This is a genomic window from Pseudomonas sp. NPDC087803 (genome assembly GCF_044742995.1).
In the GTDB taxonomy this organism is placed as follows: Bacteria; Pseudomonadota; Gammaproteobacteria; order Pseudomonadales; family Pseudomonadaceae; genus Aquipseudomonas.
Genome location: NZ_JBIUVO010000001.1, coordinates 154,162 through 179,231 on the forward strand (window position 1 = coordinate 154,162; position 25,070 = coordinate 179,231).

17 protein-coding genes are annotated in these 25,070 nt (G+C 59.7%); 11 read left to right on the top strand and 6 right to left on the bottom strand.

The window, feature by feature from the left end; all coding sequences use genetic code 11:
- The first annotated feature begins 11 nt into the window (after positions 1-11).
- The 5 genes from ACIOUG_RS00635 to ACIOUG_RS00655 all read left to right on the top strand — a co-directional run bounded on the left by ACIOUG_RS00635 (position 12) and on the right by ACIOUG_RS00655 (position 9,255).
- Positions 12-3,200 carry an efflux RND transporter permease subunit gene (locus ACIOUG_RS00635; RefSeq protein ID WP_401061701.1) on the top strand — a complete coding sequence of 1,063 codons (3,189 nt, stop codon included), beginning with the start codon at positions 12-14 and terminating at the stop codon, positions 3,198-3,200.
- On the top strand, positions 3,200-4,621 hold the full coding sequence (locus tag ACIOUG_RS00640; protein ID WP_401061703.1) for an efflux transporter outer membrane subunit: 1,422 nt from the start codon (positions 3,200-3,202) through the stop codon (positions 4,619-4,621). Before ACIOUG_RS00635 ends, ACIOUG_RS00640 begins: the two co-directional genes overlap by 1 nt.
- Positions 4,622-4,889: 268 nt before the next feature.
- Positions 4,890-5,945 (top strand): tetratricopeptide repeat protein, encoded by a 1,056-nt coding sequence (locus ACIOUG_RS00645; protein WP_401061705.1) that lies wholly within the window; start codon positions 4,890-4,892, stop codon positions 5,943-5,945.
- A 140-nt stretch (positions 5,946-6,085) separates the two neighbouring features.
- Positions 6,086-7,588, top strand: a complete 1,503-nt coding sequence (locus tag ACIOUG_RS00650; protein WP_401061706.1) for an ATPase domain-containing protein — start codon at positions 6,086-6,088, stop codon at positions 7,586-7,588.
- On the top strand, positions 7,585-9,255 hold the full coding sequence (locus ACIOUG_RS00655) for an ATP-binding protein (protein WP_401061708.1): 1,671 nt from the start codon (positions 7,585-7,587) through the stop codon (positions 9,253-9,255). Before ACIOUG_RS00650 ends, ACIOUG_RS00655 begins: the two co-directional genes overlap by 4 nt.
- A gap of 116 nt (positions 9,256-9,371) precedes the next feature.
- Here the strand turns inward: ACIOUG_RS00655 and ACIOUG_RS00660 are convergent, their stop codons facing one another.
- Genes ACIOUG_RS00660 through ACIOUG_RS00680 form a run of 5 tightly spaced genes read right to left on the bottom strand, consistent with a single transcriptional unit; the run spans position 9,372 to position 15,925 of the window.
- A complete protein-coding gene (locus tag ACIOUG_RS00660) occupies positions 9,372-9,749 on the bottom strand; it encodes a response regulator (RefSeq protein ID WP_007963558.1) in 378 nt (125 codons plus the stop codon).
- Between the two features lie 44 nt (positions 9,750-9,793).
- Entirely contained in the window at positions 9,794-11,008 is a 1,215-nt protein-coding gene (locus ACIOUG_RS00665) for an ATP-binding protein (protein WP_401061710.1), read from the bottom strand.
- Entirely contained in the window at positions 11,002-11,595 is a 594-nt protein-coding gene (locus tag ACIOUG_RS00670; protein WP_401061711.1) for a chemotaxis protein CheB, read from the bottom strand. The genes ACIOUG_RS00665 and ACIOUG_RS00670 overlap by 7 nt, the downstream gene beginning before the upstream one ends.
- Positions 11,592-12,425: a CheR family methyltransferase gene (locus tag ACIOUG_RS00675; protein WP_401061713.1), complete on the bottom strand. Its 834-nt coding sequence runs from the start codon at positions 12,423-12,425 to the stop codon at positions 11,592-11,594. The genes ACIOUG_RS00670 and ACIOUG_RS00675 overlap by 4 nt, the downstream gene beginning before the upstream one ends.
- Positions 12,425-15,925 (bottom strand): response regulator, encoded by a 3,501-nt coding sequence (locus ACIOUG_RS00680; protein WP_401061714.1) that lies wholly within the window; start codon positions 15,923-15,925, stop codon positions 12,425-12,427. Before ACIOUG_RS00680 ends, ACIOUG_RS00675 begins: the two co-directional genes overlap by 1 nt.
- A gap of 260 nt (positions 15,926-16,185) precedes the next feature.
- Here ACIOUG_RS00680 and ACIOUG_RS00685 point away from each other — a divergent pair, with 260 nt between their 5' ends.
- The gene (locus ACIOUG_RS00685) at positions 16,186-16,551 is read left to right on the top strand and encodes a response regulator (RefSeq protein WP_401061716.1); all 366 of its coding nucleotides are present in this window, start codon (positions 16,186-16,188) and stop codon (positions 16,549-16,551) included.
- A gap of 18 nt (positions 16,552-16,569) precedes the next feature.
- Here ACIOUG_RS00685 and ACIOUG_RS00690 read toward each other — a convergent pair whose 3' ends face one another.
- Entirely contained in the window at positions 16,570-18,819 is a 2,250-nt protein-coding gene (locus tag ACIOUG_RS00690) for a hypothetical protein (RefSeq protein ID WP_401061718.1), read from the bottom strand.
- 285 nt (positions 18,820-19,104) lie between these two features.
- Here ACIOUG_RS00690 and ACIOUG_RS00695 point away from each other — a divergent pair, with 285 nt between their 5' ends.
- The 5 genes from ACIOUG_RS00695 to ACIOUG_RS00715 all read left to right on the top strand — a co-directional run.
- Positions 19,105-20,397 (top strand): glycosyltransferase, encoded by a 1,293-nt coding sequence (locus ACIOUG_RS00695; RefSeq protein WP_401061720.1) that lies wholly within the window; start codon positions 19,105-19,107, stop codon positions 20,395-20,397.
- Between the two features lie 148 nt (positions 20,398-20,545).
- Positions 20,546-21,415, top strand: a complete 870-nt coding sequence (locus ACIOUG_RS00700) for a phospholipase (protein ID WP_401061721.1) — start codon at positions 20,546-20,548, stop codon at positions 21,413-21,415.
- Between the two features lie 66 nt (positions 21,416-21,481).
- Positions 21,482-22,387, top strand: coding sequence for an AraC family transcriptional regulator (locus ACIOUG_RS00705; RefSeq protein WP_401061723.1), 906 nt, complete (start codon positions 21,482-21,484; stop codon positions 22,385-22,387).
- A gap of 339 nt (positions 22,388-22,726) precedes the next feature.
- A complete protein-coding gene (locus ACIOUG_RS00710; RefSeq protein WP_401061725.1) occupies positions 22,727-24,037 on the top strand; it encodes an ABC transporter substrate-binding protein in 1,311 nt (436 codons plus the stop codon).
- 155 nt (positions 24,038-24,192) lie between these two features.
- On the top strand, positions 24,193-25,070 hold an 878-nt coding region (locus ACIOUG_RS00715), incomplete at its 3' end, for a carbohydrate ABC transporter permease (RefSeq protein WP_401061726.1).

Below are 25,070 nucleotides of genomic sequence, written 5' to 3' on the forward strand. Positions count from 1 at the left end.
CGACAACTCCGATGAATTTTTCCCAATTCTTCATTTCACGGCCGATCTTCGCAGCGGTGCTCTCGCTGTTGATCCTGATCGCCGGTGCGATCTCGCTGTTCCAGCTGCCGATCAGCGAATACCCGGAAGTCGTGCCACCGACCGTGGTGGTGCGTGCCAACTTCCCGGGCGCCAACCCCAAAGTCATCGGTGAAACCGTGGCCGCTCCGCTGGAGCAAGCCATCACCGGCGTCGAGAACATGTTGTACATGTCCTCGCAGTCCACCGCTGACGGCAAGATCACCCTGACCATCACCTTCGCCCTGGGCACTGACCTGGACAACGCGCAGGTGCAGGTGCAGAACCGGGTGACCCGGACCGAGCCGAAACTTCCCGAGGAAGTGACGCGCATCGGTATCACCGTCGACAAGGCTTCGCCCGACCTGACCATGGTTGTGCACTTGACCTCGCCGGACAAACGCTACGACATGCTCTACCTGTCCAATTACGCGATCCTCAACATCAAGGATGAGCTGGCTCGCCTGGGTGGTGTCGGTGACGTGCAGCTGTTCGGCATGGGCGACTACTCGCTGCGGGTCTGGCTCGATCCGAACAAGACCGCTTCGCGCAACCTGACTGCCACTGACGTGGTGACAGCGATTCGTGAACAGAACCGTCAAGTCGCTGCCGGTCAGCTCGGTGCGCCCCCTGCCCCGAATGCCCAGAGTTTCCAGCTGTCGGTCAACACTCAGGGTCGTCTGGTTTCTGAAGAAGAGTTCGAGAACATCATCATTCGCTCCGGCGACAACGGTGAAATCACTCGCCTCAAGGACATCGCGCGCGTCGAGCTGGGTTCCAGCCAGTACGCTCTGCGTTCGTTGCTGAACAACCAGCCTGCTGTAGCGATTCCGATCTTCCAGCGCCCGGGCTCGAACGCCATCGAAATCTCGAACGAAGTTCGCGGCAAGATGGAAGAGCTGAAGAAAAGCTTCCCGCAAGGCATGGACTACAGCATCGTCTATGACCCGACGATCTTCGTGCGCGGCTCGATCGAAGCGGTGGTTCACACCCTCTTCGAAGCACTGATCCTCGTGGTGCTGGTGGTGATCCTGTTCCTGCAGACCTGGCGCGCCTCGATCATTCCGTTGGTAGCGGTGCCGGTATCGTTGATCGGTACGTTTGCGGTGATGCACCTGTTCGGCTTCTCGCTCAACGCGTTGTCGCTGTTCGGCCTGGTACTGGCGATCGGTATCGTGGTGGACGACGCCATCGTGGTGGTGGAGAACGTCGAGCGCAACATCGAGCTGGGACTGACCCCGGTCGAAGCGACCAAACGGGCGATGCGTGAAGTGACCGGCCCGATCATCGCGACGGCGCTGGTGCTGTGTGCGGTGTTTGTACCGGCGGCATTCATCTCCGGTCTCACCGGGCAGTTCTACAAGCAGTTTGCGTTGACCATTGCGATCTCGACCGTGATCTCCGCGTTCAACTCGCTGACCCTGTCGCCGGCATTGGCGGCGGTGCTGCTCAAAGGTCATGACGCGCCGAAAGACCGCTTTTCCAAAGTGCTCGACAAGATTTTCGGTGGCTGGTTGTTCCGTCCGTTCAACCGCTTCTTCGAAAAGGCCAGCCATGGCTACGTCGGTACGGTGCGCCGTGTGATCCGTGGCAGCGGCATCGCCCTGCTGCTGTATGCAGGTCTGATGGTGTTGACGTTCTTCGGCTTCTCCAGCACACCGACCGGTTTCGTACCCGGCCAGGACAAGCAATACCTGGTGGCTTTCGCGCAACTGCCGGACGCGGCGAGCCTGGATCGCACCGAAGACGTGATCAAGCGCATGTCCGACCTGGCGCTGAAACAGCCAGGCGTGGAAAGCGCCGTAGCGTTCCCGGGCCTGTCGATCAACGGCTTCACCAACAGTCCGAACGCCGGCATCGTGTTCGTCACCCTGAAACCGTTCGACGAGCGTAAAGACCCGAGCATGTCCGCCGGTGCCATCGCCGGGGCCTTGAACGGCCAGTTCGCGAACATTCAGGAAGCGTACATGGCGATCTTCCCGCCACCGCCGGTACAAGGCTTGGGCACCATTGGTGGTTTCCGCCTGCAAATCGAAGACCGGGGCAACCTGGGCTACGACGAGCTGTACAAGGAAACCATGAACATCATCAACAAGAGCCACAGCGTGCCGGAACTGGCCGGGCTGTTCACCAGCTACACAGTGAACGTGCCACAGGTCGATGCCGCCATCGACCGCGAAAAAGCCAAGACCCACGGCGTGGCCGTCAGCGACATCTTCGACACCCTGCAGATTTATCTGGGTTCGCTGTATGCCAACGACTTCAACCGCTTCGGGCGCACCTATCAGGTCAACGTGCAGGCTGAACAGCAGTTCCGTCTCGAATCCGACCAGATCGGCCAGCTGAAAGTACGCAACAACAAGGGCGAAATGATCCCGCTGGCGACCTTCATCAAGGTCAGCGACACCTCGGGCCCGGATCGCGTGATGCACTACAACGGCTTCATCACCGCAGAAATCAACGCTGCGGCTGCCCCCGGCTACAGCTCCGGCCAGGCCGAAAAAGCCATCGAGAAACTGCTCAAGGATGAAATCCCGAACGGCATGACCTACGAGTGGACCGACCTGACCTACCAGCAGATTCTGTCCGGCAACACTGCGCTGTTCGTGTTCCCGCTCTGCGTACTGCTGGCGTTCCTGGTGCTCGCCGCTCAATACGAAAGCTGGAGCCTGCCACTGGCGGTGATCCTGATCGTACCGATGACCCTGCTGTCGGCCATCACCGGGGTGATCATCTCCGGCGGCGACAACAACATCTTCACCCAGATCGGCTTGATCGTACTGGTGGGACTTGCCTGTAAGAACGCGATTCTGATCGTCGAATTCGCCAAGGATAAACAGCTGGAAGGTCTCGATCCGCTGGCTGCAGTGCTGGAAGCCTGCCGTCTGCGTCTGCGGCCGATCCTGATGACCTCCTTCGCGTTCATCATGGGTGTGGTGCCACTGGTGTTCTCCAGCGGTGCCGGTGCCGAGATGCGTCATGCCATGGGTGTGGCGGTGTTCTCCGGGATGCTCGGGGTGACCTTCTTCGGTCTGTTGCTGACGCCAGTGTTCTACGTATTGATCCGTAATTTCGTCGAGCGTGGCGAAGCCCGCAAAGCGGCCAAGGCACACGCTCTTCAAAAGCCACTGGAGGCGCAATAATGAGTCTGAAAGTCTTCCTGCCGAGTCTGCTGGTGCTGGCGTTGAGCGCCTGCGCCGTCGGCCCTGACTACAAGACCCCGGCGACGGAGGCGGCCAACATCACCACCGCCACCGACGGCGCTGCCGGTCAGAAGAACTTTGACCGTTCGAAGTTCGAAGGCATCTGGTGGCAGCAATTCGACGATCCGACCCTCAACCAGTTGGTCACTCAATCGCTGCAAGGCAACCGTCAATTGCGCGTGGCGTTCGCCCGCTGGAAAGCCGCCCGGGCGATCCGCGACGACGTCAGCAACGATGCGATGCCGACCATCACCAGCCGCGCCAGCAGTGATCTGGCCAAGGGGCAAATCCCCGGCCAGACCACCAAACGGGTCAACAGCGAACGCTACGATCTGGGTCTGGACATGGCCTGGGAGCTCGACCTGTTCGGGCGCATCCAGCGCAATCTGGAAGCCAGCGACGCCGACCAGCAGGCGGCCGAAGCCGATCTGTACCAACTGCAAGTCACCATGATTGCCGAACTGGTCGACGCCTACGGTCAACTGCGCGGTGCGCAACTGCGCGAGAAGATCGCCGTGGCCAACCTGAACAACCAGGTCGAGTCGCGCAAAATCACCATCAGCCTGCGTGACGCCGGCGTGGGTGATCAGCTCGACGTCGAACGTGCCGATGCGCGTCTGGCCTCGGTCGAAGCCAGCGTGCCGCAATTGCAGGCGGAACAGGTTCGGCAGAAGAACCGCATCGCCACCCTTTTGGGTGAGCGCCCGGACAAACTGACCGTCGATCTGAGCCCGAAAGAATTGCCGGCGATTGCCAAGGCCTTGCCGATCGGCGATCCGGGTGAGTTGCTGCAACGGCGTCCGGACATCCTCAGCGCCGAACGCAAACTGGCCTCGGCCACCGCGCGCATCGGCGTGGCGAAAGCCGACCTGTTTCCACGGGTCAGCCTCAGCGGGTTCCTCGGCTGGACGGCCGGACGTGGCTCGCAGATCGGTTCCTCGGCGGCCAACGCCTGGGCACTCGGCCCGAGCATCACCTGGGCGGCGTTCGATCTGGGCAGCGTGCGTGCTCGTCTGCGTGGCGCCGATGCCGACGCCGAAGGCGCACTCGCCACCTACGAGCAACAAGTGTTGCTGGCGCTGGAAGAATCGGAAAACGCCTTCAGCGATTACGGCAAGCGTCAGCAACGGCTGATCTCGCTGATTCGCCAGAGTGAATCGAGCCGCAAGGCTGCCGATCTGGCGGAAATCCGCTATCGCGAAGGCACCACCGACTTCCTCGTGCTGCTCGACGCGCAGCGTGAACGCCTGAATGCCGAAGACAGCCAGGCCCAGGCCGAGGTTGATCTGTATCGCGGCATCGTCGCGATCTACAAGGCCCTGGGTGGTGGCTGGCAGCCGGAAACCGTCGCCAGCAAGTAACGCTTTTCAAAGAGCTCCTTTGGTTGGCCGCAACCAACCAATTTTTTGCCCCGCGTATCATTCGGTCGCGGGGCTTTTTTGTGCCCGCCCCCCTGTAGGAGCTGCCGCAGGCTGCGATCTTTTGATCTTGCTTTTTGAAATCAAAGTCAAAAGATCGCAGCCTGCGGCAGCTCCTGCAGGTCTATTCGCGAGCACGGGTTTGACTCATGGCCTTCTCTGACCGAAGCTTGCCCCCTCTGCTATAGAACGCCAGTTCACGGAAATCTGCATGCCTCAATCCCGCCGCTACCTGTTCATCAGCCTTGGCCTTGTGCTGCTCGTCGTCATTGCCTGGTTATCGCTGCGCAGCACCACGCCGGTGGTGCCGGAAGCGATCAAACGCGGCTACAGCGAAGCGCTCACGGCAGCCCGTTCGGGGCAGCCGGGGGCGGCGCGCCAGTTGTATCAGCAACTGGCGCGCCCGGACCTGTCGGTCAAGCGCAGTGTCTGGCTGCTGGCCGAACTGCCCAACTATCCAAGCCCGCAAGCGCTGAAACTGGCCGACGCCCATCTGCAAAATGAAGCCCCCGAGGTGCGCCTGGCGGCGATTCAAAGCGTGGTCGGGCTGGTGCCGGGCGGCCAACGCAGTCTGTTGCTCGGGCCGATGCTCGAGGATGAGGATCAAAGCGTACGGTTTGCCGCGATCAACGCCCTGCTCGGCCTGACGCCGGATGAGCTTGGTCTGTATTTCGCCCCGCTGCAGCAAGCGATCGATGGCTGGGAACAAGTGCTCAAGGGCCAAGCGGAAAACGCCGCCGCCTATGCGCAACTGGCGCGCCTGTATTTGCACAACGCCGAGCTCAAACAGGCTCAGCAAGCACTCGACAATACCCTGCGCCTGGAGCCGGGCAATCTGCCGGCGCTGGTGATGCAGATCGACGTCCTCGACCGCCAGGGCCAGAGCGACGCCGCCCGCCAGTTGCTCGCCAAACAGTTGCAGGCCCAGCCGGACTCCGCCTACCTGCAGCACGCATTGGGCCTGTGGCTGTTGCACCACGACCAGCGTGAGTTCGCCCTGCTCGGTTTGTCCAAAGCGGTGGAACTCGAGCCCGACAACAAGGATTACCGCTACGACCTCGCCACCACCCTGCACGCCGCCGAAGAACTGGAAGCGGCGCAAAAACAGTTGCAGGAAGTGGTGCAGCGCCACCCCGCCGACCGCAAGGCGCGGGTGCTGCTGATCAATTACTGGAAGGAAAGCGGGCAGTTGCAGAACGTGCAGATTCTGCTGGCACAACTGGAACAGATGAATCCTGATGACCCGGCCTTGCAGCAGGGACTCTAAGCCTTTAGCCGTAAATTCAATGACATTTTGATATCGAAACCTCGGAACCGTCATGACTGGCAGCGGTCAAGTAATCAGGTAGTGCACAACGGCTGAAACAGCCTGCTGCCTCGATTCCCCTAGTCATGAGAGGGCATTCTTTGTCTACGTCCAACGAGTTGATCAGTGCAAAAGCCGCCACCGGCATCATTGGCCTGGATGACATCCTCGCCGGTGGTCTGTCCCGAGGGCATGTGTTTTTGCTCGAAGGTGAACCCGGCACAGGCAAAACCACCGTCGCGTTGCATTTTCTGATGGCGGGCGCCCGTGCCGGCGAACGCTGTCTGTACATCACGCTGTCGGAAACCGAACGTGAACTGCGCCAGGGCGCGCTGTCCCACGGTTGGGAGCTGAACGAGAACATCGAAATCTTTGAGCTGACGCCGCCCGAAAGCCTGCTCAATGCCGAGCATCAGCAAAGCCTGCTGTACTCCTCCGACCTGGAACTGGGCGAAGCCACCAAGCAGATTTTCGAAGTGGTCGAGCGTTTCAAGCCGACCCGTGTGGTACTCGACAGCCTCTCCGAAATCCGTCTGCTGGCGCAGAGTTCGCTGCGTTACCGCCGACAGATTCTGGCGATCAAGCACTACTTTGTGCGTTACGACGCCACCGTCCTGCTGCTTGACGACCTGACCACCGAATCCCTCGACAAGACCGTGCACAGCGTCGCCCACGGGGTAATCCGCCTCGAAGAACTGACGCCCAATTACGGCGCCGAGCGCCGGCGCGTGCGCATCGTCAAGTATCGCGGCCAGAAATACCGTGGCGGCTATCACGACTTCACCATCATGGGCGACGGCGTCCATGTGTTCCCACGACTGGTGGCTGCTGAACACCGTGGCGACTACTCACGCTTGCAATTGACCAGCGGCATCAAGGAAATGGACGCCCTGCTCGGTGGCGGCATCGAGACCGGTTCCAGCACACTGATTCTCGGCCCGGCCGGTACCGGCAAATCGCTGATCTCGATGATCTTCGCCGCTGCAGCAGTGGCCCGTGGCGAGAAAGCCGCGCTGTTCATCTTTGATGAAGAACTCGGCTTGCTGTTCGAGCGCATGAAGAATATCGGCATCGACCTCAAGGCCCTGCAAGCCACTGGCAACCTGCTGATCGATCAGGTGGACGCCGCCGAACTGTCCCCTGGCGAGTTCTCGCATCGGGTGCGTCGCTGCGTCGATGAAGGCAACATCAAGACCGTAGTGATCGACAGCATCAACGGCTATCAGGCCGCAATGCCGGAAGAAAACGCACTGGTGCTGCACATGCACGAGCTGCTGCTGTACCTCAACCGCAAGGGCGCGGCGACCTTCATGACCGTGGCCCAGCACGGTCTGGTCGGTGACATGCAGGCGCCGGTCGACATCACTTACCTCGCCGACACGGTGATTCTGTTGCGCTACTTCGAAGCCATCGGCAAAGTCCGCCGCGCGATTTCGATCATCAAGAAACGTACCGGCAGCCACGAATCGACGATCCGTGAATACCGCATTTCCAGCCAGGGCATGACCATCGGTGAACCGCTGGAAGCCTTCCAGGGTGTGTTGCGCGGCGTGCCGACTTACCTCGGCGCGAGCAATCCGCTGTTGCGGGAAGAAACCTTGTGACGGTTACCGTACCGCTGTCGGAACGGGCGCTGATTCTGGCGCCCATGGGACGTGACAGCCAAGTGGCGCTGATGATCCTCAATGAGGCAGGTTTCTGCGGGGTGATCACCCCGGATCTGGGCGCACTGTGCGCGCAACTGGAACCCGGCGCCGGACTGCTGCTGATTGCCACCGAAGCGCTGCGCGGTCCCGAGCTGGAAACCCTCTTGCATTTTCTCGAGGAGCAGCCGGCCTGGTCGGATCTGCCGATCGTCTTGCTGACCCACCACGGCGGCTCGGAACAAGGTCCTTCTTCGCGCCTGAGCCAGCTGCTGGGCAACGTCACTTTCCTTGAGCGCCCGTTTCATCCGGCAACGCTGGTCAGTCTGGTCTCCACCGCCCTGCGCGGGCGACGACGACAATACGAAGCCCGCGATCGCCTGATCGACTTGAGTGAAAGCGAACGGCGCCTGCAATCGACCCTGGAAACCCTCGAGCAACAGGTCGAGGAACGCACCGCGCAACTTCGCCACAATGAAGAAGCCTTGCGCCAGTCGCAGAAAATGGAAGCGGTCGGGCAGCTCACCGGCGGCATCGCCCACGACTTCAACAACATGCTCACCGGGATTATCGGCAGCCTTGAGTTGCTGCGCCGGCGCCTGGCTCGCGGACGCACCGAAGACCTCGACAGCCTGATTGATCTTGGCGTGACCTCGGCCAACCGCGCTGCCGGTCTGACTCACCGCTTGCTGGCGTTCTCGCGCCGGCAATCGCTGGACTCCAAAGCCGTGCAGATGAACACGCTGGTGCTGTCGATGGGCGAGTTGTTGCAACGCAGCCTCAACGAAAGCATTCAACTGGACATGCGCCTCAATGACCAGTTGTGGATCGCCGAAGCGGACCCCAATCAACTGGAAAGCGCCCTGCTCAACCTGGTGCTCAATGCCCGCGACGCCATGCCCGATGGCGGCAAACTGGTGGTCGAGACCAGTAACCAGGTGCTTCAACGGGAATTCACCGAGGCCTACCCCAACCTCGAACCCGGCGACTACGTGATGCTCAGCGTCACCGACAATGGCTGCGGCATGCCGCAAAGCGTGATCAACCGCGCGTTCGATCCGTTCTTCACCACCAAGCCGATCGGTCAGGGTACGGGGCTGGGCCTGTCGATGATCTACGGCTTCAGCAAACAGTCGCGGGGACATGTGTCGATCGACAGCGAAATCGACCAGGGCACCACGGTCAAACTGTACCTGCCACGCTTTCGCGGCGAAGCGCTGGAGCATCCGGTTTCCGATATCCAGCAAGCCCCGCATGCACTGGATGGCGAAACGGTGTTGATCGTTGAAGACGACCCCGCCGTGCGCGTGCTGGTCAGCGCGGTGCTCAGTGAGTTGGGTTATGCGTTCGTCGAAGCCGGCGATGCTGACGGCGCAGTACCGATCCTCAATTCGGCGCAGCGCATCGACCTGCTGATCAGTGACGTCGGCCTGCCGGGCATGAACGGCCGGCAGCTGGCGGAGATCGGCCGGCAGTACCGGCCAGGGCTGAAGGTGTTGTTCATCACCGGTTACGCCGAGCACGCTGCCGTACGCGGTGGCTTTCTCGACCCGGGGATGCAGATGATCACCAAGCCGTTCACCTTCGATCTGCTGACCGCCAAGGTCCGCGAGATGATCAAGAACTGACCCCCAAAAACGACTGTAGGAGCTGCCGCAGGCTGCGATCTTTTGATTTTGTTTTTTAAGATCAAAAGATCGCAGCCTGCGGCAGCTCCTACATGGGGAATATCAGCCGCTAGGGATCAGGCCAGCAGTTCCTGGATCTTTTCCTGCAGCACATCCAGATCGAACGGCTTTTCCAGGATCGGCGCCTTTTGCGTGATCGGACTGCCGGTCTCGCGGATTTCCTGCGGATAGCCGCTGATGAAGATCACCTTCAGGTCCGGACGCAGCTTGACTGCCGGTTCGGCGATCTGCACGCCGGAGATCCCGCCAGGCAGGCGGAAGTCAGTGATCAACATGTCCAGATGTGGCTTGCTCGCAAGAATCTCGAACGCCTGCTCGCCGTTTTCGGCCTGCAACACGCGGTACCCCTGCCCCGACAGATAGTCCGTCAGCACCATCAAGATAACCGGTTCGTCCTCGACGACGAGTACTACATCTTGTGCATCTACGCTCATGGGAAGCCTTTGTTCGGTCAATAGCTGCTGATACGACCGTGTGGTCACTCAGAGGTTGCGTCGGAAATGCCGTTTTCCTGGATTGGCAGACAAACGCGAAACAGGGCGCCTTCGTTGATTCGACTCTCGACGGCGATGGAGCCGCCATGGGCGGCGACGATCTGCTCGGAAATGAACAGACCCAGCCCGAGACCAGCCACTACCGTCTTGGCGGAAACCCGTTCGAACTGTTGAAAAATACGCTTCTGGTTCTCTTCACTGATGCCGATGCCATGGTCCTGAACTTCGACCCGCGCCTCGTCGCCCTCACGGTACACGCGGACTTGAATCGGGCTACGGCCACCGTAGCGCAAGGCGTTGGTCAGCAGGTTGGAAACCACCTGCTCAATGCGGAATTCGTCCCAATGACCTTCCACCGGCTCCGGCGCGGTAAAGCTGACTTCAGTCTCGGCCGCTTCCATCTGCGGCGCGAAGTTCTGCAGCAGGTTGCCCACCAGTTGCGTCAGGTCGAAGCGATTCGGCCGGATCGACAGCTTGCCGGTGCGAATCCGCGAAACGTCGAGCATGTCTTCGATCAGGCGGATCAGGCTTTTGATCTGACGTTCGTCGCGGTCGACCATGGCGTGCATCTTGTCGAGGGTGAACGCCGCGGCGTTGTCCCGCGCCAGGTGCATCTTGCGCAACTGGGTCTCGAGTATCAGGCCATTGAGCGGCGTGCGCACTTCGTGGGCGACGATTGACATGAAGTCATCGCGCATACGCACCGCCTGCTCCAGCTCCAGCTGCGTGCTCTGCAGTTGCTGCAACAGCGCTTCCTGCTCGCGGCGCGCCTGCTCGAGGGCTTCGACCTGTTGCTTCATGGCCTTGCTCTGGCGGTACAGGTCGACGAACACATTGACCTTGCTCTTCACCGCATGGATATCCAGCGGCTTGTGCAGGAAGTCCACCGCCCCGCTTTCGTAGCCCTTGAACGCGTAGTTCAATTCGCGGCCGGCGGCGCTGACGAAAATGATCGGAATGTTCTTGGTTTTCTCGGTGCCGCGCATCAATTCGGCGAGTTCGAAGCCGTTCATCCCCGGCATCTGTACGTCGAGGATGGCCATGGCGAACTCGTGTTGCAGCAGCAGCGAAAGTGCTTCGTCCGCCGACAGCGCCTTGTACACCGTGCGGTCCTCGCGCTTGATCAGCGCTTCGAGGGCCAGCAGGTTCTCCGGCAGATCGTCGACGATCAGCAATTTGGCCTGGATATTACTCAGCATGCGATTCGTTCCAGCTCGACAAGCAGACGGCCGATGCCGTGAATGGGTAGGACATGGTCGGGCTGCTGAATCTTCAGTGCAGCCTGAGGCATGGTGGCGACCTGAGCGTCCTGCGGGTCTTGAACGATGGTCAGTCCGCCACGGCGCTTGACTTGCGCCAGGCCGCGAGCGCCATCGTGATTGGCGCCGGTCAGCAACACGGCGGCCAGTGTTTCGCCGTAAGCGTCGGCGGCGGATTCGAACAAGTAGTCAATCGACGGTCGGGAATGATGCACGCGGTCTTCAAGGCTCAACGACAGACTGCGATCCTGCTCGACCGACAGGTGATAACCCGGCGTGGCGAAATACACCGTTCCGGACTGGATGTCCTGCTTGTCCGTCGCCTCCTGCACCGGCAGCATCAGCCGCCGTTCAAACACCTCGGCCAACAGGCTGCGGCGCTCTTCCGGCAGATGCAAAACGACAATGATCGGCAACACGTAGCCCTTGCGCAGCGGCGCGAGCAGCGTCAGCAGTGCTTCGACACCACCGGCCGAAGCACCGACCACGATGGCCTCGACGCGAGGCAAATCAACGGCATCGTTCATAATTTGCGGTAGATCCGTTCTTGTTTGACCAACGGCTCGAACTGGTTGGAGTAGGCGGAAAAATCCAGCGTCTCCTTGCTGCCCAGCACCAGAAAACCTCGGTGGCACAGCGATTCGTGAAACAGACCGAAGGCACGGTCCTGAAGTTTCTTGTTGAAGTAAATCAGTACGTTGCGGCAGGAAATCAACTGTGTTTCGGAGAACACGCTGTCAGTCGCCAGACTGTGGTCGGCGAAGGTCACGTTTTCGCACAGGCTCTTGTCGAAGATCGCGTAGCCGTACGCAGCCGTGTAGTAGTCGGCAAAGGAGCGCTGGCCGCCGGCCTGCTGGTAATTGGCGGTGTAGGCGCGGACGTTCTCCATGGAGAAAATCCCCTGCTTGGCCTTGTCCAGCGAGCGCGGGTTGATGTCGGTGGCATAGATGATCGTGCGGTCGAGCAGGCCTTCCTCGCGCAGCAGAATCGCCATCGAATAAACCTCCTCACCGGTGCTGCACCCGGCAATCCAGATCTTCAGCGACGGATAGGTGCGCAGCAGCGGCACTACTTCCTTGCGGATCGCGAGGAAGTGCGACGGATCGCGAAACATCTCGCTGACCGGGATCGTCAGCAGTTGCAGCAACTGCATGAACGCGGTCGGATCGTGCAGGACTTTCTCCTGCAAGGCCGAAATGGTCGCGCATTCGAACTGGCTCAAGGCGTGCTGCACCCGGCGCTTGATCGAAGCGCCCGAGTAATCGCGAAAATCGTAGCTGTACTTGAGGTAAATGGCCTCGATCAGCAAACGCAATTCGATTTCGCTGTTGCGCTCCGCGGAGTGACTGCTATCCACTAAATGCGTTCCATCTTCGGTAACCACACGCGAATCAACGAGAACAGGCGATCCAGGTCGATGGGCTTGGCCAGGTAATCATTGGCGCCCGCCTGCAGGCAGCGCTCCTGATCGTCCTTCATGGCCTTGGCCGTCACCGCGATGATCGGCAGCTTGCGCCAGCGCGGATCCTTGCGGATTTCGATGGTGGCTTCGAAACCATCCATCTCCGGCATCATCACGTCCATCAGCACCAGATCGATGTCCTCGACCTCGTTCAATTTATCAATCGCCTCACGGCCGTTTCGGCCGATCACCACGACTGCCCCCTTGTGTTCCAGCGCGCTGGTCAGGGCAAAGATGTTGCGCACATCGTCGTCCACCAGCAGCACCTTGCGGCCTTCGAAGACCTTGTCGCGGCTGCGGGCGGTCTTGAGCATCTTCTGCCGCTCATGGGACAACTGCGATTCGACTTTGTGCAGAAAGAGTGTGACCTCATCCAGCAGCCGTTCCGGCGAGCGCGCACCCTTGATAATGATCGAGCGCGAATACTTGCGCAGCTCGGCCTCTTCATCACGGGTCAGGTTGCGCCCGGTGTAGACAATCACCGGCGGGAACGAGCAAATGTCCTCGGTAGACATGCGCTTGAGCAGATCGTTGCCGAGCATGTCCGGCAATTTCAGGTCGATCACCATGCAGTCGTAGATCGTCGTGCGCAGTTTCTCCAGAGCGTCCTGCGCCAGGCCGACGGCGGTGATCTCGATGTCATCGTCGCCGATCAGGCGGGCAATGCTTTCGCGTTGCAGATCGTCATCTTCGACCAGCAGCACACGCTTGACCTTCTGGGTCAGCTTGGCTTCAAGACGGGCGAACACGTCCTTGAGCTCTTCGCGGGTGGTCGGCTTGACCGCATAACCTATCGCGCCCATGTGCATGGCCGCTTCCACGCGGTCTTCAACCGAGATCACGTGCACCGGAATGTGCCGGGTTTCGGCGTGTTCCTTCAGACGCTGCAGCACGGTCAGCCCGGAATGATCCGGCAGGCGCATGTCGAGCAGGATCGCGTCCGGCACGAACTCGCGGGCCAGGTCATAACCTTCGTCGGCACCATGCGCCACCAGGCACTGATACCCCAGCTCGTGGGCCAGGTCGTAGAGGATGTGGGCGAAATTCGGCTCGTCTTCCACCACCAGAATGCAGCGGGTGGTGAACGGTGCCTTGCCACGGTCATCGGCAAAGCGCGGGATGTGCACCGGGGCCATTGGCGACACCGCAATCGACGGCGGCGCGATGGGCGTCGGGGCCGTTGCCGGCGGTGCAGTAAAGGTCAACGGTGCGGACGGCGCGTCACCCGGCTCATGGTATTGCTGCGGCAACACCAGGGTGAACACGCTGCCCTGCCCCGGCGCGCTGCTGACGCTGATCGAACCGCCGAGCAACGCCGCCAGATCGCGCGAGATCGACAGGCCCAGACCGGTGCCACCGTACTTGCGGTTGGTCGTACCGTCAGCCTGACGGAACGCTTCGAAAATGCTTTCCTGCTGATCTGCGGCGATACCGATCCCCGAATCGCGCACGATGAACGCAATGCGCTCGTTCGGCTGGCCGGCGATGGTCAGGCTGACCGCCCCGTGTTCGGTGAACTTCACGGCGTTGGACAGCAGGTTCTTGATCACCTGCTCCAGACGCTGGCGGTCGGTGTACAGCATGATCGGCGCATCCGGCTGCAACTCGACGCTGAAGGTCAGTTTCTTGTCCGCCGCCAGCGGTTCGAACACGCTGCGCAAGCCATCGGCCAGGCGCGCGACGCTGGTATTTTCCGGGAGCACTTCAAGCTTGCCGGCTTCGACTTTGGAGATGTCGAGAATGTCGTTGATCAGGTTCAGCAGATCGTTGCCGGCGGAATAAATCGACTCGGCGAACTTGACCTGCTCGGCCGTGAGATTGTCCTGCGGGTTCTCCGCCAGCAACTTGGCGAGGATCAGCGAACTGTTCAGCGGCGTGCGCAGTTCGTGGGACATGTTGGCGAGGAATTCGGATTTGTACTTGCTCGAACGCTGCAGCTCTTCGGCGCGCTCCTCGAGCTGCACCTGCACCTGGTTGAGCTCGGTGTTTTTCAGATCCATGGCATCACGCTGCTCGGCCAGGGTCTGCGCCTGCTCGGCCAACTGCTCGTTGGTCTGCTCCAGCTCGACTTGCTGGGTTTCCAGATGCGCCTGGGATTCCTTGAGAATCCGCGACTGCTCTTCGAGTTCTTCGTTGGCGGTTTTCAGCTCTTCCTGCTGCACCTGCAACTCTTCGTTGAGCTGCTGGGTTTCGGCCAGCACTTCTTGCAGGCGCTGACGATAACGCGCCGCTTCGATCGAGGTACCGATGTTGCCGGCAATCAGCTCCAGCAAGTCGATATCGCGCTCGGTGAGCGGACGCAGGAAGCCCAGTTCGACCACGCCATTGACCCGGTCATCATCACTGGTCGGCACCACCAGCACGCTGCGTGGCAGGCCCTGGCCCAAGCCGGAACTGACCTTGAAATAGTCGGCCGGGACCGAGTCCAGACGAATCAGTTTGCCCTGCTGGGCAACTTGGCCAACGATGCCTTCGCCGCTGTAGATCTGCTGATCCAGTTCTTCCTGTTCGCGGGAAAATCCGTAGGACGCCACGCGCTTGAGACCGCCATGTTCTTCGCGCACATACAGCGCCGCCACTGCGGTGCCCAGGTATTGCGCGCAGAACTGCAGGATGTTGCGCCCCAGCAGGTTGAGCGTCAGTTGCCCCAGCACCTGCTCGGCCAGCTCGGTCTGGCCGCTGCGCATCCAGGCCTGACGCTCCAGGCGTTCGGCACTGGCCTGTTGCGCGGCCAGGTTGGCGCTGTAGCTGTCCGACAGGCTGACCAGATCGCGGCGGCCGACATAGGCCAGCAAACCGCTGATCCCGGCAATGAACAGCAGATAAAGGGTGATGCTCCAGATCGTGGTGCGGCGCACCTCTTCGTTGCGCGTGGTGCGCAACTGCTGCTCCATGTCGATCACGTCTTCGAATTGCTTGCGAATTTCGTCAGTCAGACGCTTGCCCCGCCCGGCCTTGACCGCCCCCCTGTAGTCGCCGCTGGAACGCTGCAGGTCGATCATCGACTGCGCATAATTGCTCCACTCGGTCTGCAATGCCTGCAAACGCCGCAGCCGGTCGGTCTGCACCGGGTTATCGGCGGTCAGTTCGAGCAAGGTATTGAGCGCGACGTTGATCCGCGGCTTGGCGGTTTCATAGGGGTCGAGGAAGTGTTCGTCGCCGCTGAGCAGAAACCCGCGCATGCCGGTTTCCAGATCAACGGTGAGTTTCACCGCTTCATTGGCGTTATTGATCACCCGGTCGGTGTGCTCCACCCACTGAATCACCGAGAGCAAATAGGTAATCAGAGACACAAAGAACACGGCGCTGAGCGCACCGACCCCCAACGGCAAACCGATGTTGCGCGTCAATAGTTTGCGGAACCGTGTTTCATCAACTGTAGACCGAGTGGACATGGGGCAGCCTTGTCGAACTGTCGAAACCCGGGAGTTTGCCCCAAAACGGCTGCATGGATCCATTTTTCTGACTGCTTTGGCAGCAATTTCCTACATTTTCCTGCGCTTCCGGATCAAGCAACCGTTATCCTTGCGCCGCAAATAACAGCTAATCTTTTTTCCATCGAATCGGGAACTTGTGGCCATGCGCCACTTACTCATGCAAGAGCCCGGCATTTTCGACCGGTCGCCGTCCGATTTCATTTCTTGAGAGCACCAATATGTCCACCCCAGCGTCCACCATCCTTGTAGTAGAAGACGACAACATCGTGCGCATGCTCATCGTCGACGTGCTGGAGGAGCTGGCGTTCAATGTGCTGGAGGCGGACGACGGCGAGTCTGCCCTGAAGATTCTCGGGGATCAGAGCACGGTTATCGACTTGATGATGACCGACTACGGCCTGCCGGGCATGACAGGCAGTGAACTGGCCGGCAAAGCCCGTGAACTGCGTCCCACCCTGCCGGTCCTGTTCGCCAGCGGTTACGCCGAAAACATCGACGTCCCCGCCGGCATGCACGTGATCGGCAAACCGTTCTCGATTGATCAGCTGCGCGACAAGGTCAAGGGCATTCTCCTTCAGAAGTAACCGTGACGCGGGCTGAAGTCACCCTATGCTGACTTTGGCCCCGCCATATTCGCTCTCGATCCGCACCTCGTTGCCGTATGTCACGCCATCCGTTGGAATCAACGGATCGGTGCCGGCACCGACCTTTTTCGCAATATCCCGGCCAAATCCGTGACCGACACCGTCCTGACTCGACTGGATCGCCAGTCGCAGCGCCTGCGGATTGGGGATGAATTTACCCGCACTGTCATACGCCCCAAGGATCAGCCTCGGCGAGATATCAACGGCATAGTTGATTTCCAGCGGAGGCAGCATCTTCAGCCCGGTGTTGGGCCGAAACGCCAGCTCGGTGTTGGCGTACAAGTGAAACCCCTCCAGTTGCCGGGCATCAATGAAATACGTATGGCCGCCCTTGGCGCCACCGTAGACAAAGGCTCCAGCACCATCCTTCTTGTAAAATGCCGACGTTGAAATGCCGGCCCCGTCCGGTGCCAAGGCATCGTGCGCGCCGCCGTAACCCCCCTTGAAGCCGTTGACCTGGTTGAGGTCAGTGATGGGCGTGCGCTGACGAAAACCCTCCTTGAAGACAATCGACGGATCACGGGTGTCGCCGCGAAAGGTGAAGCCTTGATAGACAATGCCCTTCTGCGGCCCGGCATGGTGCAAGACCTGGGTTTGATCGGCGATCATTTGCGCGACACTCGGCCCACCCGCCAGCTCCTGCAACTGCCCGGCGACCACCGCGCCTTTGGCCCGGTCCGGTATCTCCTTGCCAGCCGTACTCGCCAGGTGATGCGACAGACTTGCGCCCGGTCGACGTAACAGTGAGGGTCTGTTCGCTTGGGTCAAGGTACTGAGAATGCGCTGGCTCAAGCGTTTTTTTGCCGCGGTCGACAACGCTTTGCCGATCAGCCGCTCACCGACCGGGCCCGCGAGCTCGGCCAGTACACCTATCGCGGCGCTGATACGCAAACGGTCGGTTTCGGCCGGATCATCGGCAATTTCCGCACGGATCAGATCGGTCGCCGCCGCGCCGAGGCCCACCAGCATCGACACCAGAACCTTCACCGACGTCGAGGCCAAAACCCCGCTGCCGCCCCAGGGCATCGAAGCCGCCATTGCCAGGCATTGCAAGACATGCCCCGCCGCCTCGAGCGCGAGGTCGGTGATGCGCTCCTCCGATGTCGACACGAGGGTGTCGATATCCGCCAGGGCGCGCACGATCTGTAGCTCATATAAGCTGCGGCCGATCTCGCTGCTCGTCCTGAACACCAGTTCCCGATAATGCGCTCGGGTGGCGAACAGCGGCATTTCCATGCCGCGATATTTGAAATCCCTGACGTGCGCCTGCTGTTGCGCGCGAAGCGGTACGCGCTTGAGCAATAGCTGCTGCAGTTGGTCGTTGCTTTCGAGAAACTTCCCGCGCGCGTCGTGACCGGCGGGAAAAACAATCGCCTCGCTGTCCTCGCCGAGAAAAAACAGAATGCCATTGGAAAGGTTGTCGGCGCCGATAAACACCGCGTTATCCACCATCAGGCTTGGGTCGCTGTGCAGCAGCATGGTGCGCGGCGTCAGGGTGCCTCTGAGAAACGCGAAAGCGATATGGCGATCGTCGATGGAACGCTTCTCGTCCTTGATGAATTCGACCACCAGTTTGATCAGTTCGGTTTTCTTCAAATAGTAGCCAAATGCACGGGCGCCGGGGGGGAGCAGATTGTCTTTCACATACTGTTTGAAATCGTCCTCGTAGTTGGCTTCTGTGAAGGCCTCGATCAACGCCTTGGGATAAAACTCAGGCCAGAGGATTTCCTTGAAACCGTGTTCCTTCAGCACGACCAAATGATGATCGGTGCAAATCTCGGCCAGGGTGAAGTCCTTCTGACGCCACTGGGCCGGGGCTTTCTCGGGTTTCAGCGTATCGCTGCGATTTACCGCGTCATGTTGCAGATACTTGACCGCAATCTTCGCATCGTAGGTGATCTGTGCCAGTTGCTTGGGGGCGGTGACCAGCGCACGCGCGGTATCTTCGATACGGGTGCGGATGAAGTAAGCCGGGTGAAAACTGGCAGGATCCGTCAGGGCCGCACAATGGCTGGCAATCTTGTCGCCAAGCTCCTTGATATTCACCGCATCGATGAAATCCTCCGGATTTTCGCCGTCGGGTACTTGGGTCAGTGGTTCGACCCGTGGTTCGTTCGAGTTGCCTTGCGCGCCCCAGGGATCCAGCAGCGCCATTAATCCGCAGTTATCGTCAGCCGCGGCACCAAGATCAAAAATATCGCTTCCCATGTTCATCCTTTTAACTTTGCGCTATGAGGCCGGCAATCATTGCCGACTTGAAGTTATCGAGCTGCCGACAACATACCCGCATAAAAGACAAAGATTAAATGAACTAGCGTTAGCAACTTTTACCAACATCCAGACAACAATCAAACTTTCAAAAACAGCCATTTGCAGTTAAGGACCGGGTAAAGACCGCAAGTCGGCAACACTTCCTGCACTGTAAAAACGGGCATCAGATGTGGTCTAATTGCGCCCCGTTTTTACCCGCCTGCCTGCAAGGAACACCTGTCAATGACTGCATCGTCCGCCACCAAAGTTCTGGTCATCGGCTACGTCTGGCCCGAACCGCGCTCTTCGGCGGCCAGCGGGCATGTGATGCAGATCCTCGAAACTTTCCTGCAACAAGGCTGGGACATCACCTTCAGCAGCCCGGCCGGCCCCGGCGAACACAAGGCCGACCTGGCGGAGCTGGGGATTCGGGAAGTACCGATCGAACTCAATAACAGCAGTTTCGACGCTTTTGTCGCTGAACTGGCCCCGGATATCGTGCTGTTTGACCAGTTCATAATGGAAGAACAGTTCGGCTGGCGCGTCGAAAAGCACTGCCCGAACGCCCTGCGAGTGCTGGAGACTTCCGACTTGCAAAGCCTGCGACACGCCCGTCACCAAAGGCTCAAGGAGCGCTTGAAGGACGACCCGGACAACCAGGATTTCACTGCACTGTTTGCCCCCGCGCTGGCTGAAGAGTTCGAGTTGATGGCTGACACCGATCTGGCCAAACGGGAAATCGCCGCGCTGTATCGCTGCGACCTCAACCTGATGATTTCCGAAGTGGAAATCCAGTTGCTGATCGAACAGTTCCGGGTGCCCCGGGACTTGCTGCACTGGTGTCCATTGATGCTCGAACCACCGCGCGGCGCTTTCGTCCCCTTCGAGGATCGCGCGCACTTTCTGAGCATCGGCAATTTCCGTCATGCGCCGAACTGGGATGCCGTGCTGTGGATGAAGAACGCGGTCTGGCCGCTCATCCGCCAGCAATTGCCTGGCGCGCAGTTGCATATCTACGGTGCTTACACTCCGCCCAAGGCCACTGCCCTGCACAACGCGGCGCAAGGTTTTCATGTGATGAACTGGGCCGAAGATGCGCTGCAAGTGATGGCGCAAGCCCGGGTTTGCCTTGCACCCTTGCGCTTCGGTGCGGGGATCAAGGGCAAAATCGTCGATGCCATGCTCTGTGGCACGCCCAATGTCACCACCCCGATCGGCGCCGAAGGCATGAGCGGTGCGCTGCCATGGCCCGGCGCGGTGGCGCTGTCGGCTCAGGCGCTGGCCGATGCGGCAGTCAAACTGCATCAGGACAAGTTGCACTGGACCGACGCACAACAAGCCGGCGTCAGGTTGTTGAACGAGCGCTATCGGCAAGCTGTCCACGGCCCGGCATTGATCGAACGATTGCAGGCGTGCCGCGACAACCTGGCGGCACTGCGGCGCGCCAACTTTACCGGCAGCATGTTGCGTCACCACTTGCACAAGAGCACTCAGTACATGTCGCAATGGATCGAAGCAAAAAACCACAACAGTTAATTGTTTTGCAGTTAACAAAGTACAGGCAAACACTTTGAAAAGAGTGCTGACTTGCACTTTACCCGAGCAGACCAAAGAATGTTTTTCGCCCTGAAGCAATTATCTTTCGGGCTTAAAATATCAAACTTAGTCTGCAACGGAATGCACCATGAATAATTACCCTTATAAAAACTGGATGACCACTGCGTCCGGTATTAACGCCCTCACCCTCGGCGAATTGGTCTGGCCCGGGGCGCACAACTGCGGAGTGGATTACGACTTCTCGTATCCGGCGTATCTCCAGCCCGCGAAAAACTGGTTTGTCTGCCAGGATGGACCGTTCATTCAGCAACTGAGCGAAGGCGTACGCGCCTTCGACTTGCGCCTGCATTCGGACGAACACTGGCTGGGCATCAAGAAGTTTCATACCTTTCATGGCTTCAAACTGCTTCGGGGACGCTCCCTGAGCGAACTTGTAAAAAGCCTCAACGTCTTCCTCGATGAACACCCGGACGAATTTATCGTGCTGGATATTCGTGAACTGAAGGGCATTAACGATCAGCCATTTGATTACAAGGGCCTCCAGCAAGTCATCATGACTGAACTGTCCTCGCGACTCATTCCCAGAAGCAACCGTTACTTGTCCCTTGCGCAACTCAAAAGCATCAGCCGGGTACAGCGAGTGGTGCTGGCCAGCGACTCGCATCCCGACTTCAGCTCGCCGTTGTACTGGCCGAAAATCCGCCATGAATGGAGCGGCAGTGACATCACCTCTCCCGAGCAACTCAAGCAGCACATCACGCAAACCCTGGCCAACCCACCGGCGCCCGGCACCCTATGGTCATTGTCCGCCACCAGTTACGGCGAACTGGCCGGCGTCAAACGGATCACCAACGAGCTCAATCAGTGGTTTGGCCCGGAATCGGGATGGGCGCCCAAGTGCAGCATCATCAATGCCGACTTCATCGGCGGCACGCGCCTGGTCGCCTATTGTCATGAGATCAACCAGGCCAAGGGCCTGAGAAAAGCCCGGGGCTGAGGCGCTGGCACTGTCCGGAGCACGCGTGCATGATGGACGGCAACATAACAACAGAACGCATCGGACATGACCCGGGCCACCAGAATCACTGATCCCTCCTACGAGTTGATGGACGACCATAACGGCCTGTCCATCATCTACCGTCAGCATGGCTTTCCGTGCCCGCTGGTACGCTGGCATTTCCACAAGGAATACGAACTGCACCTGATCGTGGCCAGCTCCGGCAAAGTGTTCATTGGCGACTACATCGGCAACTTTTACCCGCAGACATTGTTTCTCACCGGGCCCAACCTGCCACACAACTGGATCAGCCAGGTGGCCGAAGACGAAGTGGTGGAAAAGCGCGACATGCTGGTGAACTTCACCGACGAGTTGTTCGAAAGCGGGCATCAGGTGTTTGCCGAACTCAAGACCCTCACGCCGTTGCTGGAGCGCGCGCAGTACGGCATCGAGTTTCGTGACAAGGACACCATCCGCCAGGCCATGAGCCTGATGCAGCTCATTGCCGAAACCCGCGGCATCACCCGTCTCGGGCACTTTTTCATTCTGATGGAATTGCTGGCGACGACCGATGACTATCAATTGCTGTCCGGCGCCACCAATACGCAACTGGCCGACGAGCACAACATTGACCGCACCAACCGCGCGGTCGACTACATCTTCAGCCACTACGCTCGAGAGTTGACGCTGGAAGAAGTCGCCGAGCATCTGGGGATGAAACCGACCTATTTCAGTCGTGTGTTCAAACAGGCCACCGGGCGCAACTTCATCGAGTTCGTCAATCGCCTGCGCATCAGCAAGTCCTGCGAGCTGTTGGCCGATGGCGACAAACCGGTGACTGACGTGTGCTTCGAGTCGGGGTTCAACAACATTTCCAACTTCAATCGGCGCTTTCAGCAACTCAAGGGCATGACGCCGTCGCACTATCGACGCCTGGCCGTGCAGCGCCTGACTGAACAAAACCTCGGCTGATACCACCGCCCCCTGTAGGAGTGAGCCTGCTCGCGAAAGCGCTGTACCAGTCAACTGATCGGCAAACTGACACAGCGCTTTCGCGAGCAAGCCCGCTCCCACAAAAGCATCCGACGCGATGAAACCTGTACTGATTCAATAGCCCCTCCCCGCTGAAAACCTCTTCCCTGCATTTACCGCAGTAAACCCCAGTGCAAAAAAGTATCGGTTCAAGTGCGACGGATGATTTGTCAGCACGTCGATTGAGGGCTGTAATCAGTGCACATTCTTCCTGCACAGGAAGACACAAAAACAATAACTGTCCTTCTGCCCCCACCGGACGCAGAAAAGGAGTGCACGATGCAACCCACTGCAAAAGCTCTGCTTGCCCTCACCTGCATGACCCTCAGCAGCGTCAGCCTTGGCGCCCAGACCCTGACCATCGCCACCGTCAACAACAGCGACATGATCCGCATGCAAAAGCTCTCGAAAACCTTCGAGGCCGAGCATCCGGACATCAAGCTCAATTGGGTGGTGCTGGAAGAAAACGTCCTGCGCCAACGCCTGACCACCGACATCGCCACCCAAGGTGGGCAGTTCGATGTGTTGACCATCGGCATGTACGAAGCGGCACTTTGGGGCGCCAAGGGCTGGCTCGAACCGATGAAGGATCTGCCAGCCAGCTACGCCCTCGACGATGTGTTCCCATCGGTGCGTGAAGGCCTGTCAGTCAAGGGTTCGCTATACGCACTGCCGTTCTACGCCGAAAGCTCGATCACCTATTACCGCACCGACCTGTTCAAGGATGCCGGACTGAGCATGCCCGAGCGCCCGACCTGGGAGCAGATCGCCGGCTTCGCCGAAAAACTCACCAACAAGGATAAAGAGCAGTACGGCATCTGCCTGCGCGGCAAGGCCGGTTGGGGCGAGAACATGGCGTTGATCACTACCGTCGCCAACGCTTACGGCGCGCGTTGGTTTGATGAGAAATGGCAACCGGAATTCACCGGTCCGGAGTGGAAAAACGCGTTGAACTTCTACGTCGACACCATGAAGAAATCCGGTCCGCCGGGCGCCTCCAGTAACGGGTTCAACGAGAACCTGGCGCTGTTCAACAGCGGCAAGTGCGCAATCTGGGTGGACGCGTCCGTCGCTGGCTCGTTCGTCACCGACAAGACCCAGAGCAAGGTCGCCGATCACGTCGGCTTCACTTTCGCACCGCATCAGGTCACCGATAAAGGCTCGGCGTGGCTGTATTCGTGGGCACTGGCGATTCCGACCAGCTCGAAAGCCAAGGACGCCGCCAAGGCATTCAGCGCCTGGGCCACCTCCAAAGAGTACGGTGAGCTGGTGGCCAAGACCGACGGCATCGCCAACGTACCACCGGGCACTCGCGCCTCGACCTACAGCGACGCTTACATGAGCGCGGCGCCGTTCGCCAAGGTCACGCTGGAGTCACTGAAAGCGGCTGATCCGAGCAAACCGACGTTGAAACCGGTGCCTTACATCGGCATTCAACTGGTGACCATTCCTGAGTTTCAGGGCGTGGGTACTCAGGTCGGCAAACTGTTCTCGGCGGCGCTGATCGGCCAGACCACGGTGGATCAAGCCCTGGCCGCCGCGCAGCAAACCACCGAACGCGAGATGAAGCGCGCCGGTTATCCCAAGTAACCACTGAACGACTTGCTCCTGCCTCCTGTGGGAGCGGGCTTGCTCGCGAAAGCGGTGGGTCAGTGTCATGTGTATTGACTGACACGGCGCCTTCGCGAGCAAGCCCGCTCCCACAGGGGATCTCCATAGGTCTGTATGACTCGGTTGTGATCACCATGAATACTTCAACTGCCAAAGCCCACATTGACCTGACACAGCCCCGGCGCAACGTCCGCGTTCGCAATCCCGGCTGGTTTCTGGTCAGCCCTTCGGTGGCCCTGTTGCTGCTGTGGATGATCGTGCCGCTGGGCATGACCATTTACTTCTCGATGATTCGCTACAACCTGCTCGATCCGGGCGTAAACGAATTCGTCGGGCTGGAGAACTTCACTTACTTCCTCACCGACTCCGGTTTCCTGCCCGGCGCCACCAATACCCTGTTGCTGGTCGGCAGCGTGCTGTTGATCAGCGTGGTGTTCGGGGTGTTGATCAGCGCGTTGCTTGAGGCCAGCGAATTTCTCGGCCGCGGCATCGTGCGGGTGATGCTGATTTCGCCGTTCTTCATCATGCCCACCGTCGGTGCGCTGATCTGGAAGAACCTGATTTTCCATCCGGTGTCGGGAATCCTCGCCTACGTCTGGCGGCTGTTCGGCGCCGAACCGGTGGACTGGCTGGCGCACTATCCGCTGCTGTCGATCATCATCATTGTTTCGTGGCAATGGCTGCCCTTCGCGATCCTGATCCTGATGACCGCCATGCAGTCCCTCGACCAGGAACAGAAGGAAGCTGCGCGCCTCGATGGCGCCGGCCCGGTCGCGATCTTCTGGCACCTGACCCTGCCGCACCTGGCGCGGCCGATTGCGGTGGTGGTGATGATCGAAACCATCTTCCTGTTGTCGGTGTTCGCCGAGATTTTCACCACCACCAACGGCGGCCCCGGCTACGCCTCGACCAACCTCGCCTACCTGATCTACAACCAGGCGCTGGTGCAGTTCGACGTCGGCATGGCCTCGGCGGGCGGCTTGATCGCCGTGGTCATCGCCAACATCGCCGC

What these genes read in the sequence shown, in the direction of transcription:
- ACIOUG_RS00635 (WP_401061701.1), top strand. Translation starts at nt 12, where the DNA reads ATGAATTTTTCCCAATTCTTCATTTCACGGCCGATCTTCGCAGCGGTG.
- ACIOUG_RS00645 (WP_401061705.1), top strand. Translation starts at nt 4,890, where the DNA reads ATGCCTCAATCCCGCCGCTACCTGTTCATCAGCCTTGGCCTTGTGCTG.
- ACIOUG_RS00690 (WP_401061718.1), bottom strand. Translation starts at nt 18,819, where the DNA reads ATGGGAAGCGATATTTTTGATCTTGGTGCCGCGGCTGACGATAACTGC.
- ACIOUG_RS00680 (WP_401061714.1), bottom strand. Translation starts at nt 15,925, where the DNA reads ATGTCCACTCGGTCTACAGTTGATGAAACACGGTTCCGCAAACTATTG.
- ACIOUG_RS00640 (WP_401061703.1), top strand. Translation starts at nt 3,200, where the DNA reads ATGAGTCTGAAAGTCTTCCTGCCGAGTCTGCTGGTGCTGGCGTTGAGC.
- ACIOUG_RS00710 (WP_401061725.1), top strand. Translation starts at nt 22,727, where the DNA reads ATGCAACCCACTGCAAAAGCTCTGCTTGCCCTCACCTGCATGACCCTC.
- ACIOUG_RS00695 (WP_401061720.1), top strand. Translation starts at nt 19,105, where the DNA reads ATGACTGCATCGTCCGCCACCAAAGTTCTGGTCATCGGCTACGTCTGG.
- ACIOUG_RS00685 (WP_401061716.1), top strand. Translation starts at nt 16,186, where the DNA reads ATGTCCACCCCAGCGTCCACCATCCTTGTAGTAGAAGACGACAACATC.
- ACIOUG_RS00670 (WP_401061711.1), bottom strand. Translation starts at nt 11,595, where the DNA reads ATGAACGATGCCGTTGATTTGCCTCGCGTCGAGGCCATCGTGGTCGGT.
- ACIOUG_RS00700 (WP_401061721.1), top strand. Translation starts at nt 20,546, where the DNA reads ATGAATAATTACCCTTATAAAAACTGGATGACCACTGCGTCCGGTATT.
- ACIOUG_RS00665 (WP_401061710.1), bottom strand. Translation starts at nt 11,008, where the DNA reads ATGCTGAGTAATATCCAGGCCAAATTGCTGATCGTCGACGATCTGCCG.
- ACIOUG_RS00660 (WP_007963558.1), bottom strand. Translation starts at nt 9,749, where the DNA reads ATGAGCGTAGATGCACAAGATGTAGTACTCGTCGTCGAGGACGAACCG.
- ACIOUG_RS00705 (WP_401061723.1), top strand. Translation starts at nt 21,482, where the DNA reads ATGACCCGGGCCACCAGAATCACTGATCCCTCCTACGAGTTGATGGAC.